This is a genomic window from Enterobacter sp. BWH52 (assembly GCF_001037565.1).
GTDB lineage: Bacteria > Pseudomonadota > Gammaproteobacteria > Enterobacterales > Enterobacteriaceae > Enterobacter > Enterobacter hormaechei_C.
The window spans coordinates 1,351,244-1,364,917 of record NZ_KQ089854.1; the positions used below are offsets into that span (position 1 = coordinate 1,351,244).

Below are 13,674 nucleotides of genomic sequence, written 5' to 3' on the forward strand. Positions count from 1 at the left end.
TTAGGGTGAGGGCTACAGGCCGCACTACACCACCCACTCGCCCCCTTCAACTCCATTCACCCGCAGCGTACGTTTTTCCCCCGCCGGTAATGATACCTTCAGCGCCTTCCATGCCGGACGATAGTCGCCGCGAGCGTTCACCTTCAGGTTGATGGTTGCGCCATCGCACACCATTTCCCATTCCACCCACAGCGCATTGCCGTTCAGGTAGCCCCAGCTTTCACCGTCGTCTTCAAACAGCAGCCCCGAGGTTGTGCCGACGCCTTTCACCGGGAACAGCTTCAGCTCACGGGTATCGTCTTTATCGGCGCTCACGTGACGGATGCGCTCGCTGAGCGGCAGACCGGCCCCGGCGCGCACCAGCAGCGGCAGTTTTTCCAGCGGCGCATCAAGGACGATCGCTTGCCCGCCCGCATACCACGCGTGGGTGTAAAAATCGTACCAGCCGGTTTCGTTATCCGGCAGCCAGACGCGGCGCTCGCGCTGCCCGGCTTCGACGACGCTGGCGACCAGCAGGTCGCGGCCCAGCAGGAAGTCGTCGCACTCTTCAAAGGTCTGCGCATCGTGCTCGTGGTCGAGGAAGGTCGGGCGCAGCATCGGTTCGTCGTCGGCGTGCGCCTGCCAGAGCAGGGTGTAAAGATACGGCAGCAGGCGGTAGCGCAGCTCAATCGCGCCGCGGATGGCAGGCGTGACGCCCGGATACATCCACGGCTCGTTCACCGTGTGGTCATCGTTCCACGAGTGAATGGTAAAGCGCGGGTGCATCACGCCGTTCTGCACCCAGCGCACGAACAGCTCGGCGTCCGGCTTGTCGCCGGAGAAACCGCCGACGTCGTGCCCGACGTTGAACAGCCCGGACAGGCTCATGCCCAGCCCCATGCGGATGTTATAGCGCAGGGTGTCCCAGTTGGTGCGGTTGTCGCCGCTCCAGGTCTGGACGTAGCGCTGCATCCCGGCGCAGCCGGAGCGGGAGATCAGATACGGACGCTTTTCCGGCGCAAAGCGCTGCTGCGCTTCCAGCGAGGCGCGCATCATCAGCAGCGGCATCACCGGGCGAATATGCTTGATGGCTATCTCCTTGCCGAAGCCATAGCAGCGCGCTTCCCCGTCCCACACTTCATACTCGTTGTTGTCGTTCCAGGTGGAGTCGATGCCCATCTCCAGCAGCTGCGTGGTCACGCCGTTCTGCCACCACTGCACCGTCTGCGGGTTGGTAAAGTCGAGGTGTGAGCCTTCATCATCCCAGAAGCTGGAACGTTCAGGCGCATCGGTTTCTGAATCACGAATGAACAGGCCGCGTTCCGCCACTTCGCCGTAGCGGGGATGATCCTGCAACAGACACGGCTTGATGTTGGCCGCAAGCCGCAGCCCCGCGTCGTGGAACGCCTGGCTCATCACCTTCGGCTGCGGCACTTTGTCGTAGTTCCAGTTAAAGACGTAGCGCTTGCCGTTAATCGAGGTATAGCCGGAGGAGAGCTGGAACGAGTCGCACGGAATGGCATGCTCATCGCACAGGCGGATGAAGTTCATCAGCTGGTTTTGCGCGTCCGGCGCGTCGGTGTAGTGCATGGTCGAGCCGCTGTAGCCCAGGCTCCATTTCGGTCCGAACAGCGCTTTCCCCGTCAGGCGCACGAAGGCTTTGGTGACGTCCAGCACGCGCCTGCCGGTAAAGATGTAGTAGTCGATATCGCCCGCTTCCGCCTGCCAGCGGCGATAGGCGGTGTGGTAGTTATCGATCTCGTTACCCAGATCCAGCCAGCAGCTGCTCAGGTTGTCGTAGAACAGGCCGTAGCTCACGTCGTCGCGGCGAGTAAGGGTGAACGGAATGTGCTTGTAGAGCGGGTCGGTGCTGGCGGCGTTGTAGCCCATGGCGTCGAGGTTGCGCATCTCGTAGCGTTTACCGTTGCGCTGCAGATCGCCCGTTTTCTCGCCCAGGCCGTAGAAACGCTCGTCCTTGCGGCGGCTGAGGTAGTGCGCCACGCCGTCGCCGTGAGCGTTCAGCAGGTAGGCGCTGGTGGGGCGGTCGTTGACCAGCGGCTGCCATTCGCCCGCCTCATTGCGGTAGTGCCACTCCAGCCACAGCGGCTGGTGGACGGTGACGCGCAGCTGCTCGGTTGCCACGGTTAACGTATCGTCCTGCTGCGTCAGCGTCCAGGCGGGGCAGGAGAAGCCGCTGATATCGTCACGACGGCGACCTTCCCACGGCACGTCTTTTTCCGGTGCGATGCTCCAGGTGCGGTCCAGCGCCAGCTCGCCTTTACGCTTGATCAGCACGCGGAACAGGTTCTCTTCCAGCACATACAGGCACAGGCGGTGCTGGCTATCGACCAGCAGTTCCAGATGGTTTGCCGACTGCGTATCAAGGGTCCAGTTTTTCAGGGTTTTCATATGCAATACATCCACTATCAGGCGCGCTTCGCGCGACGTTCAGCAATAAATGCTACCAGGAAGAGAGCGCCAATCAGGTCAAAGAACCCCATGGCGATAAAGAGCGGGTTAAAGCCGATTTTGTCGGCGGTCACACCGATTAACAGCGAGAACAGGAAGCTGGCGATCCACGCCGCCGAGCCGCGCATGCCGTTGACGGTCGCCATCTGGCCTTTGTCGAATGACTCCACGACCAGGGCGCTGAGCATGCAGGAGATGATCTGGTGCCCGAAGCCGCCGATGGAGATCAGCACGATGGTGATATACGGGTCGCGGGTAATGGCCACGATGGCCAGCGAGATCATCAGGAACGCGCCGGTCACGGAGCTGGCGACAACCGAGTTCACGCGGGAGCAGCCGAACAGGCGGGTATACAGACGCGTCAGGTAGCCGCTCGCCACGCTGCCGAGGTCGGCGGCGAGGAACGGCAGCCAGGCAAACATCGCAATCTGCTTCAGGTCCATGCCGTGCTCTTTGGCGAGGTACAGCGGCACCCAGAAGCTCAGCACCGCCCAGGCGGGTTCTGCCATAAAGGCCGGAATGGCGATACCGTAGAAACGTTTGTTTTTTGAAACGGTTTTCAGCGCGGTCAGGAAGGGCAATTTGACCGGCGCTGGTTCGTTATCCTGCTTGATAAACGCCAGCTCGTCCTTGCTCAGGTTCGGGTGCTGCTCGGGGTTGTGGTAGAACGCCCACCAGAGGATCACCCACAGCAGCGCCAGCACGCCGGTAAACATAAACGCGCCCTGCCAGCCGAACGAGGCGTGAGCAAAGTAGATGATAGGCGGAGCCAGCATCGCGCCGATGGAGAAGCCCACGCCTGCCCAGCCAGCAGCAACGGGACGCTCTGATTTCGGGAACCATTCGCCGATGGTTTTGGCGTTCGCCGGGGTGGCGGCGGCCTCTGAAGCCCCCATAAAGAAGCGCAGTATGGCCAGGTGCAGCCAGCTTCCGGCGCCCGCGTGGAAAATACACATCAGCGCCCAGATCCCGGCGCAGACCATAAAGCCAATCTTCAGGCCAATGACGTCAATCAGCCAGCCGCACAGGGGCTGGAAAATGGTATAGGCGATCTGGAAGGCGCCAACGATCCAGGAGTACTGCTCTGTGGTGATCCCGAGGCTCTCTTTCAGCTCCGGAGCGAGAATACCTAAGGAATTTCGGGTGATGTAGTTAACGGTGACGCCCAGCAAAAACAGCACCAGCACGTACCAGCGCAGGTTCTTGATGACGCGACGGGTTTTGCTTGTCGCAATGGTGTTATTGATGTCCTGACTCATTTTACTCTCCACAAGACGGACGGTAAGGGGACGGAGGTTCAGGTGTCACACAGATTGTTATGCCTTTGATTTCAATCCGCTTATAATGCTTAAGTTGCTATACAACTAGTATGGAAGCTGTGTGACAAGTTCACCTTAAGGAAGAAAATGAGTGGGCAAAAGTGGATTTTGTGCAAAATTTCTCATAACCGACGAAAACACTCTGGCATGATGGCATTCACGTCAGTTATTGCCTCACACACACGCTATGAAAATTTTTTCATTTCGCAAATGGAGCCAGATCACAAAATGGACAAAAGGCTAAAAATCACCGAAATCGCGGCCCGTACGCAGCTCTCCATCAGCACCGTTTCGCGGGTGCTGGCGGGGAAAGCGAATACCAGCGAAAAAGCGCGTGCAAAGGTGCTGGCGTGCGCGCGCGAGCTGGGGGTAATGGACGGCATGGCGGCAGGGCGTCTGCTGCTTAACAGCCTGGTGGTTTTTGCCCCGCAGCGCGCTTTCGACGAGCGGTCCGACATCTTTTACTACCGCGTGATCCAGAGCGTGAGCAAAGCACTTGCCTCCCACGAGGTCCGGTTGCGCTACTGCGCGCTGGAGGAGAACGACAGCGACGCCCAGCTGTTTCTGGCGCGGATGAACGAGCCGGACACGCAGGCGGCCATTCTTCTTGGTATTGACGATCCGCATATCCACGATCTGGCGGTGGACGTGGGCAAACCCTGCATGCTGATTAACTGCCGCGACCGGCACATGCGTCTGCCTGCCGTTGCGCCGGATCACCGCGCCATCGGCGAGCGGGCGGCGGAGTACCTGTTCGAGATGGGGCACCGGGAGGTAATGAACGTGCTGTGCCTGCGTCGCTACACCATGGAGCTGCGCCTGTCGGGGATCCGCGACGCGTGGCAGTCCCACAACCTGGCGTTCAACGACAAGCGCGATCTGCTGGTGGTGCCAAGCTTCAGCGCCAGAGAGACGGAGCAGCTGGTGAGCGATTGGCTAAATCAGCAGCAGGGAAAAGACCTGCCGACGGCATTCCTGGTTGGCGGCGACTTTATGGCGGCGGGCACCATCAGCGCCTTACAAAACCACGGCCTGCGCGTGCCGCAGGACGTCTCGGTGATGAGCATCGACGGCTTTAACCTGGCGGCGATTCAGGATGTTCCATTAACGGCCGTGCATGTTCCCCGCGATGAGCTGGGAACGGAAGCGGTACACATGCTCCAGCAGCGGCTCATGCGCCCGGACGCACCGGTAGGCACATTGCTGCTGAATGGCACGCTGACCGTGCGGGAGTCGGTACGGCGGATACGTCAGGGGAAACGACGCACCGCCGTGGAGCGGGAAGGGCTGTATGACAGCTAGACCATACCCAGCGCGCGTTTGCCGTGGATGTTGAGATCGTTCACGGTAAAGCGGTCCTGCCAGGTTTTTTCATAATCCTCGCGCGGGAAGTCTCCCGGCGACGCGCCGGTCTCCAGCGCTTCCTTGACCTTCTTCGCATAGGCGAGGTTTTTCTCGCACATCGGTGCGGCGGGGATATACATCACGTTGCCCCAGCCCTGCTGATTATCCACCGGCGCGACGGAGTGGATCACATCGCAGTGCCACCACACCGAATCACCCGCCTCCAGCGCAGGAATGCTGGTCAGCGCCTCGATAAGCAGCGGGTGCCACTTCTCGGAAACCGGCAGCACGCGCCCCGGCGCCACGCCGCACAGCTCGTCCTCCGGCACGTCGTCCAGCAGCGGACGCAGCAGAATATAGGCCATTGCTTCCGGGATCGGCACCACGTGCAGCAGCCCCTGGCCGGGGATCATGTCCGATAGCGCCGTCCAGCCCTGGAAGGTGCGGAACACCGAGCATTTGGTGGTGTTATCGACGGTATACTCTTCCACTTCGGTACGATGCGCGGCGTTCCACGGATCGTATTTCTCAACGTTGCCGTCAAACACGCGGGCAAAGACCTGCTGATAAGCGGGCAGCAGCCAGCGCTCCAGCGCGCCAGAATCAGTGTGTGCGCCAAGTCCCTTCGAGGTGGTTCCCGGCGGACGGCGGCGAATACGATCCGGGTAAATCACGCTCACGTCCGGGTCGAACCACTGCTTGCCGTTGCTCTCGAACGTCCATAAGCGGTTCAGGAACGACTGCACCTGCGCCATTTCTTCGCTCTGGCGCGCCTGCATTTGCGCCTGCGACCAGTAGATCGGGTAAATCTCCGGACGGGAGGCGGTCAGGGTGCCGAAGAAGTTATCGCCTGGCCCTTTGTACACCTCGTCAAACTTGTTCAGATCGAGGTAGTCGAGCATCGACTGATCCCACGCCAGCGCCTGCTCGCGCGGGAAGTGACCTTTAATCACCGCGCAGCCGCGGCGCTTAACGGCCTCGCGCTGTGAGTCGGTAATCGTGCCGTTTTTCACATCGTTAAACGGGATCACCGGCCAGACGGATTCACCTTTATTTTTAAGGGCGTTAATTTCCGCCACGCGGGTGGCAATGCTGTCGCTGAGCTTGTCGAACACCGCCTGCACGTCGCCGATCTGCGCGCGTAACTCACGTTTCAACTGACGGATTGCCGCTTTGTGATCCGCCGGCAAGGTTTCACTGGTAAAGGTCATAACTGCCTCGCATCTTTCATTCGAAAGTAAAAGTGTCTGCAAGTGATACTTTAAGTTAAAAATAAGTTAATGCAAGTTTAAAAACTTGACGTGTGCCACAGGACGGGAAAATGAGTGAGGGTGCCGGAGCAGGGCTCCGGCGAGAAGAGGATCAGGCGTCGAACGGGGAATGGTTGTCGAGCACGGCCTGAATGACGTTCAGCGCGCCCTGATGGTTGTTGTCGTCGGTGCTGTAGCGGCTGATTTCTTTGATGCTTTCCGCCGCGTTGCCCATCGCAAAGGAATATTTCACCAGCTTCAGCATCTCGGCATCGTTGCCGCTGTCGCCAATGGCCACGCACTCTTGCGGAGAGATTTTCCAGCGCTTCAGCAGGCGGCTGATGCCGTTGGCTTTGTGCAGGCCGGGGATAATTAAATCGACAAAGCCAAAGCCGCTGGTGACCGGCTTCATGATGCCGTCCAGGGAGACGTGGAGTTTATCCACCAGATTAGGAATATCGCTGTCCGGCAGGTTCAGGGAGAACTTAAACAGCACGTCGTCAATGTCGCGGTAATCGCTGATGCGCTTTAAGCGGTGGTAGTGCTTTGACATTAGCGCCACGAACGCGTCCGGCGCTTTATCGCTGACGTAGGCGCTCTCCAGCCCGCAGGCCACGAAGTTCAGCCCTTTGTCTTTCAGCAGTTCGCCAATCACGATCTGCGACTCATGGCGGGTCAGTTCGCCGTGGAAAATCTGTTCGCCGTGATCGAAGACCAGCGCGCCGTTTTCCGCCACGAAGGAGATTTGATCCTTCAGTTCCGGGAAAAACGAGATGAGCTGGTAATACTGGTTGCCGCTGGCGACAACAAATTCAATGTTGCGGGCTTTAAGCTGTTTAAACTGTGCCTGGAAGCGGTCACGATCGTACTGCTTGGCATCATCAAGGAAAGTTCCGTCCATATCGGTGACGATAACTTTTACGGTCATACTGTGCTCCTGGGTCACTGCGTTTTGAAACATTCTAATAACAAGGTGACGGGGAGCACAAATTTAATTTCATTCGAAAGTAAAAGCAAAACGGCAACCGAGGTTGCCGTTTTTAGTGTTTTCTCCCTCTCCCTCAAGGGAGAGGGGATACACTATTACAGCGTATGCTCAGTACGGGCGATAATATCGTCCTGCGCATCCGGTGACAGGGCGGTGAAGAACGCCGAGTAGCCCGCGACGCGCACTACCAGGTCGCGGTACTGGTCCGGGTGTTTCTTCGCTTCCAGCAGCGTTTCGCGCGAGACGATGTTGTACTGAATATGCCAGCCCTTATGCACCTCGAAGAAGGTGCGCAGCAGCACCATCAGCTTCTGGCGATCGCTGTCGTTTTCCAGCGTCGACGGGTTCAGCTTCTGGTTAAGCAGCACGCCGCCAAGAATCGCTTCCGTCGGCAGTTTACCCACGGAGCCAATCACCGCCGTCGGCCCGAGGTGGTCGGTACCGGAAGCCGGGCTGGCCCCTTCCGCCAGAGGGGTATGCGCCTTACGCCCGTCCGGCGTCGCCATGGTCGCTGCGCCAAACGGCACGTTTGCTGAGATAGACGACGTGCCCGCGTAGTAGTTACCCCCAATCGGGCCGCGGCCGTAGCGTGGGTTGTGATACTGCTTCAGCTCTTCAATGTAGGTTTCGTAGGCGCGGGTCAGCAGCAGGTCCACGCTGTCGTCGTCGTTGCCGTACTTCGGCGCGCCGTTGATCAGGCGCTGGCGCAGCTGCTCGTGGGTCAGCCCGTCGAAATCATCTGCCAGCGCCGCCGCCAGCTGCTGCTGGCCGATGACGCCCTGGTCAAACACCAGCTTCTTCACCGCCGCCAGGCTGTTGCCGAGATTGGCGATACCGACCTGTAGGCCGGAAACCCAGTCATACTTCGCGCCGCCCTGCTTGATGCTTTTCGCGCGCTCGATGCAGTCGTCCACCAGCGCCGAGCAGAGAATATCGTGGACGTTCTGTTCCAGCATAGTGTCCACCACGTATTCAATTTCGATGGATTTGCGGGTGTAGTAGCGGATCTGGGTGTCCCACGCCGCCATCACCTCCTCGAAGTTATCGAAGTTACCGGCAGAGAGGGCTTTCTCCTGCGGCAGGAACACCTTGCCGCTGGTGGCGTCGCGGCCGCCTTCCAGCGCGGCCAGCATCACGCGGGCGAAGTTGATAAAGCTCATACCGGTGCAGCGGTAGCCCCATTTGCCGCCCACCGCGGTTTCGATACAGCCAATGGCCGCGTAGTCGTAGGCGTCGTCGCGTTCAACGCCGAGCTTGATGAATTCAGGAATGACGATTTCATCGTTGTTGAACGCCGGCATCCCGAAGCCGCAGCGGATCACCTGCACGCAGGCGTCGAGGAAGTCGTTGCTCATGCCCGCGTGGTAGCGCACGCTCAGGTTAGGCTGGGTGGATCGCAGGCGACCGCAGGATTCCAGAATCGCGTAGGAGAGCGGGTTCACCGCGTCCATAGGCTCACCGTTAACCAGCTTCTGGCCGCCGATGGTGACGTTCTGGTACAGCGGGCTACCGGCGGAAGCTTTAGAGTGCGAGCCGGAGCGGATTTTGTTCACCTCCAGCAGCTTCAGCCAGCAGCTGTGCAGCAGCTCGATGGCGTGCTCGCGATCCAGGCTCTGGTCCAGCTCCACGTCGCGGCGATAGTACGGGTAAAGGTACTGGTCCATACGGGCGAAGGAAACGGAGTGACCGTTGGACTCAATTTGCAGGATTAGCTGAATGAAGTAGCACAGCTGTAGCGCCTGCCAGAAGGTTTTTGGCGGCTCGTGAGCAATCACGTCGCAGTTTTCTGCCATCGCCAGCAGCTCGTCGCGGCGGCTTACGCGGGTTTCGGTGGAGGCCATTTCACGCGCCAGTTCGGCAAAGCGTTTGATGTGCAGGCTCACCGCTTCCAGCACGATATCGATCGCCTTCAGGAACTGATCGCCGTGCAGGTCTTCCAGCACCGTCAGGTTGATGCGTGAGCGGCGCTCGGCCACTTTGGCGCGCAGGCCGTCGAGACCTTTCTCCAGCACCAGCGGGAAGTTCACCGCCAGGTGCGCGTCGCCGGAGGTCATGTTGCCTTCGGCTTTGATGATGCCGGTTTCCAGCAGGCCTTTCTGCTCGTCGGTGAACATGCCGTAGCAGCGATCCTGCACCGTCTGGCCGCGCCACCACGGGCAGATCGCATGCAGCACGCGCTTGTTCTCTTCGCTCACCGCAAAGCCCGCGCCCGGACGGTCCGCCAGATCGTCAATCTCTTTCTCAATCCAGGAGACGGTATATTCCGGGAAGATCGGCGCGGCACGCACTTCGCTGGCCTGGTTACCGATGATCAGCTCATCGTGCTTGATCCAGATGGTGCGCTTGGCCAGGTGGTGGGCGAGGGCCAGCGCGCGGCGCACCGGGATCGGCTTGTCCATGTGCTGCTGGTACATTTCGGTGTAATGCTGGGCGCGCTCGGTACAGACCAGCGGCTTTACGATATGCACCAGGGCCGTTTTGTGCGCCTTAATGCGCTCGCTGAGGGTGTTGAGATTCAGGGTGGTCATAAGTTTATCCTCGTAAGGTCGCGGTTAACCCTTTCTGGCAGGCATACTGCTGTGCGAAGTCCAGCAGGGCAGGGTTATCCAGCGGTTTGTCAGGGGCAGAGTAGGGTTGGCCGAGCAGGGTGTATTTGTTCATGCCCAGCGTGTGATACGGCAGAAAATGAATATCATCGACGCCGAGTTCATCGGCGGCGAAATTGGTAATGGCGGTAACGGACGCTTCATCGGCGTTAAAGCCCTGGATCAGCGGCACGCGGATGGTGATCGTTTTCCCGGCGGCGGCCAGGCGTTTCAGGTTGTCCAGGATGCGCTTAGCCGAACCGTCCGTCCACTGCTTGAAAACATCTCCGTCGACATGCTTCAGGTCGGCGAGGAACAGATCGACGTACGGTAATGACGGCTCGATATAGTGCCAGGGCACGTGAAGGCAGGTTTCAACGGCGGTATGAATGCCTTGTTCATGGCTGGCTTTAAACAGGGCGTGCGCCAGGTCAGGATTCATAAACGGCTCGCCGCCGGAAAGGGTGATCCCGCCGCCGCTGCGGTCGTAGAAGGGCTTGTCTCGCAGCACGGTGGCCATAATCTCCTCCACCTGCTTCTCTTCACCGCAGACGGTAAGCGCCTGGGTCGGACAGCAGTCGGTGAGGGCAGTGAGCGTCTCGTCGTTAAGCTTCTCACGATGAATGACCAGCCCGTTCAGCGCGCGTTCAACACACCCCGGCGCGGCCTGCTGACACAGTTCACAGCCGTCCAGGCACAGACGCGCATCAAACAGCACGTCCCGGCTGCGGGAGCGGCTTTCCGGGTTCTGACACCAGCGACAGCCCAGCGAGCAGCCTTTCAGGAATACCACGGTTCGAATACCTGGGCCGTCGTGGGTGGAGTAACGCTGTATATTGAAGATCATTTTTTTGCCCTCGGATTACATATGAAGATTAAATTACTTTCGAATGAAAGCTGTCTTGATGTGGGTCAATTCCTGAGCAGGTTTTGCTGTGATAGGGTAAGTGCAGGCTAAATTTGAGGGTGACATCATGGAACTTTATCTCGACACATCTGACGTTGCGGCAGTCAAAAAGCTGGCGCGTATCTTCCCGCTGGCGGGCGTGACCACTAACCCAAGCATTGTGGCGGCGGGTAAAACCCCCCTGGAAGAGCTGCTGCCCGCGCTGCACGACGCGCTGGGCGGCAAGGGCCGGCTGTTCGCTCAGGTGATGGCGAAGACCGCCGAGGGGATGGTGGAAGACGCGCGTAAGCTGCGCGCCATCATTAACGATCTGGTGGTGAAAGTGCCGGTGACCGCAGAAGGGCTGGCGGCGATCAAGATGCTGAAGGCGGAAGGGATCCCGACCCTAGGCACGGCGGTCTACGGTGCCGCGCAGGGGATGTTGTCCGCGCTGGCGGGGGCGGAGTATGTGGCCCCTTACGTTAACCGCGTGGACGCGCAGGGCGGGGACGGGATTCAGACCGTAATTGAGCTGCAACAGCTGCTGACGCTGCACGCGCCGCAGTCAAAGGTGCTGGCCGCGAGCTTTAAAACCCCGCGTCAGGCGCTGGACTGCCTGCTGGCAGGGTGCGAGTCCATCACGCTGCCGCTGGACGTGGCGCAGCAGTTTATTACCTCTCCGGCGGTGGATGCGGCAATTGTGAAGTTTGAGCAGGACTGGCAGGGGGCGTTTGGGCGGACGTCTATTTGATGGGTGTGGCCTGATGCCCTCACCCCAACCCTCTCCCACAGGGAGAGGGAGCAAACACTAAAACGGCAACCTGAAGGTTGCCGTTTGCTTTAACCTTCGCACACCTCACACCCGGGATTACGCATTAGCTTCATCTCGCGAAACTGGCAGGTCATCGCGTCATACATCACGATTTTACCCGCGGCGGGCGTGCCATAGTGCGCCAGCACTTTGATCGCCTCCATGGCCTGCAAGGAACCGATAACGCCAACCAGCGGCGCCATTACGCCCGCCTCGACGCAGGTGAGGGCATTCTCGCCAAACAGACGGCTCAGGCAGCGGTAGCAGGGCTCTCCTTCAGCGTAGGTGAAGACGGTGATTTGCCCCTCCATGCGGATGGCCGCGCCGGAAATCAGCGGCGTTTTATGGGCAAAGCAGCCCGCATTGAGCTGGTTGCGAATGGCGACGTTATCGGTGCAGTCCAGCACCAGGTCATGCCGTGCAATCTGCGCAAACAGCGCGTCGTCATCCAGCATCGCGTCAATCAGGGTGAACTGAACGTTGGGGTTAATGCGCGCCAGCGCCGTGCGTGCTGATTCCACTTTAGGCTGACCGACCGTCGCGTCGCTGTGCAGCGTCTGGCGTTGCAGGTTGGACACCGACACGGTGTCGAAATCCAGCAGCATCATGCTGCCGACGCCCGCCGCAGCCAGGTATTGCGCTGCCGCGCAGCCCAGCCCGCCAAGACCAACAACCAGCACGCTGGCCGCCTTGAGCGCCTCCTGACCCTCGAAATCAAATCCGCGCAGCACGATCTGGCGGTTATAGCGCATCATCTCCGGGTCGCTCAGTTCCATCGTCATGTCAGCCTCCGAACAGGTGGTTAAAGCGTTCCACTTCAACCCATTCGCCCGCCTCAACGTGGCCGCGATCGCGCTCCAGCACGATAAAGCAGTTACCCTGGCTGAAGGAGCTAAAGATGTGCGAACCCTGATGCCCGGTGGTGCTCACCTCCAGCTCGCCGTCGGCGTTGCGCGCCAGAATGCCGCGCTGGAAATCGAGACGGCCCGGTGATTTTTTGAGGCGCGTTGCCGCCCGCACGCGCACACGTTCCGGCAGCGGGCTGGCATTGTTGCCTGAAAGCTTCGCCAGCAGCGGGATCACCAGCTGGTAGAAGGTCAGCGCGGCAGAGACCGGGTTACCCGGCAGGCCACAGAACCAGCTGTGCGGAAGTTTACCAAACGCGAACGGTTTGCCCGGCTTAATCGCCAGCTTCCAGAAGGCGATTTCACCCAGCTCTTCAAGCAAGGTTTTGGTGTAATCCGCTTCGCCAACCGAAACGCCGCCGGAGCTGATCACCACGTCGGCAGAGGCGTCAGCGTCGATAAACGCCGAGCGCAGTTTTTGCGGATCGTCAGGAATGATACCGAGGTTAATCACCTCGCAGCCCAGCTGCTCAAGCATCAGGTGCACCGCCAGACGGTTGGTGTCGTAAATCTGCCCTTCGTTCAGCGGCTGACCCGGAAGCTGTAGCTCGTCTCCCGTGGAGAACACCGCTACGCGCACTTTGCGGACCACGTCAATCTCCGCGATGCCAAGCGATGCCAGCACCGGCAGTTCGGCGACCGTCAGTTTTTGCCCGGCGGCAAAGACCGTTGCGCCCAGGGTAATGTCTTCCCCGATATGGCGGATATTCTGTCCCGCTTTGACGCTGGCGGTAAAACGCACGCCGTCGTCCGTTTGTTCGGTCTCTTCCTGCATCACCACGGCTTCACAGCCCGTTGGCACCGGCGCGCCGGTCATAATGCGCACGCAGGTGCCCGCTGGCCACTCACCGTTGAACGGCTGCCCGGCAAACGCTTTCCCTGCCACCGGCAGCGGCTGACCCGTTTGCAGATCCGCCAGACGTACGGCATAGCCGTCCATCGCCGCGTTATCGAACCCCGGCACGTTCAGCGGCGAGACGATATCGCGCGCGGCAATACGGCCAAAACAGCGCACAAGCGGCAGCGTCTCAACGTCGTGCAGGGGAGTAATACGATCAAGCATCTGCGAGAGTGCCGTCTCAAGCGGCATCAGTCCGGCGGTAAAATCCATGGTGGGCTCCTGCGGAGTAACAACGAA

General features: G+C 59.8%; 10 protein-coding genes. 2 read left to right on the plus strand and 8 right to left on the minus strand.

The window, feature by feature from the left end:
- Window positions 1-24 precede the first annotated feature (24 nt).
- Window positions 25-2,388, minus strand: a complete 2,364-nt coding sequence (locus tag SK47_RS06340) for a glycoside hydrolase family 31 protein (RefSeq protein ID WP_048243654.1) — start codon at window positions 2,386-2,388, stop codon at window positions 25-27.
- 17 nt (window positions 2,389-2,405) lie between these two features.
- Window positions 2,406-3,707 (minus strand): MFS transporter, encoded by a 1,302-nt coding sequence (locus SK47_RS06345; RefSeq protein ID WP_008501189.1) that lies wholly within the window; start codon window positions 3,705-3,707, stop codon window positions 2,406-2,408.
- Window positions 3,708-3,995: 288 nt separating this feature from the next.
- Here SK47_RS06345 and SK47_RS06350 point away from each other — a divergent pair, with 288 nt between their 5' ends.
- On the plus strand, window positions 3,996-5,069 hold the full coding sequence (locus SK47_RS06350) for a LacI family DNA-binding transcriptional regulator (RefSeq protein ID WP_048245039.1): 1,074 nt from the start codon (window positions 3,996-3,998) through the stop codon (window positions 5,067-5,069).
- Here the strand turns inward: SK47_RS06350 and SK47_RS06355 are convergent.
- From SK47_RS06355 to SK47_RS06370, 4 genes are all read right to left on the minus strand, one after another.
- A complete protein-coding gene (locus SK47_RS06355) occupies window positions 5,066-6,322 on the minus strand; it encodes a DUF1479 domain-containing protein (protein ID WP_048243656.1) in 1,257 nt (418 codons plus the stop codon). The two genes, SK47_RS06350 and SK47_RS06355, sit on opposite strands and share 4 nt — an antisense overlap.
- Before the next feature lie 151 nt (window positions 6,323-6,473).
- Window positions 6,474-7,289 carry a Cof-type HAD-IIB family hydrolase gene (locus tag SK47_RS06360; RefSeq protein WP_048243658.1) on the minus strand — a complete coding sequence of 272 codons (816 nt, stop codon included), beginning with the start codon at window positions 7,287-7,289 and terminating at the stop codon, window positions 6,474-6,476.
- A gap of 155 nt (window positions 7,290-7,444) precedes the next feature.
- Complete coding sequence (locus tag SK47_RS06365; protein WP_048243660.1) at window positions 7,445-9,877, minus strand: formate C-acetyltransferase/glycerol dehydratase family glycyl radical enzyme; 2,433 nt, start codon at window positions 9,875-9,877, stop codon at window positions 7,445-7,447.
- A 4-nt stretch (window positions 9,878-9,881) separates the two neighbouring features.
- Complete coding sequence (locus SK47_RS06370) at window positions 9,882-10,781, minus strand: glycyl-radical enzyme activating protein (protein WP_022650667.1); 900 nt, start codon at window positions 10,779-10,781, stop codon at window positions 9,882-9,884.
- A 127-nt stretch (window positions 10,782-10,908) separates the two neighbouring features.
- On the opposite strand from SK47_RS06370, the gene fsa reads away from it, so the two are divergent.
- On the plus strand, window positions 10,909-11,571 hold the full coding sequence (gene fsa, locus SK47_RS06375; RefSeq protein WP_032624911.1) for a fructose-6-phosphate aldolase: 663 nt from the start codon (window positions 10,909-10,911) through the stop codon (window positions 11,569-11,571).
- Window positions 11,572-11,660: 89 nt separating this feature from the next.
- Here the strand turns inward: fsa and moeB are convergent, their stop codons facing one another.
- Window positions 11,661-12,413 (minus strand): molybdopterin-synthase adenylyltransferase MoeB, encoded by a 753-nt coding sequence (gene moeB / locus SK47_RS06380; RefSeq protein WP_048243662.1) that lies wholly within the window; start codon window positions 12,411-12,413, stop codon window positions 11,661-11,663.
- A gap of 1 nt (window position 12,414) precedes the next feature.
- Entirely contained in the window at window positions 12,415-13,647 is a 1,233-nt protein-coding gene (gene moeA / locus SK47_RS06385) for a molybdopterin molybdotransferase MoeA (RefSeq protein ID WP_048243664.1), read from the minus strand.
- Window positions 13,648-13,674 lie beyond the last annotated feature (27 nt).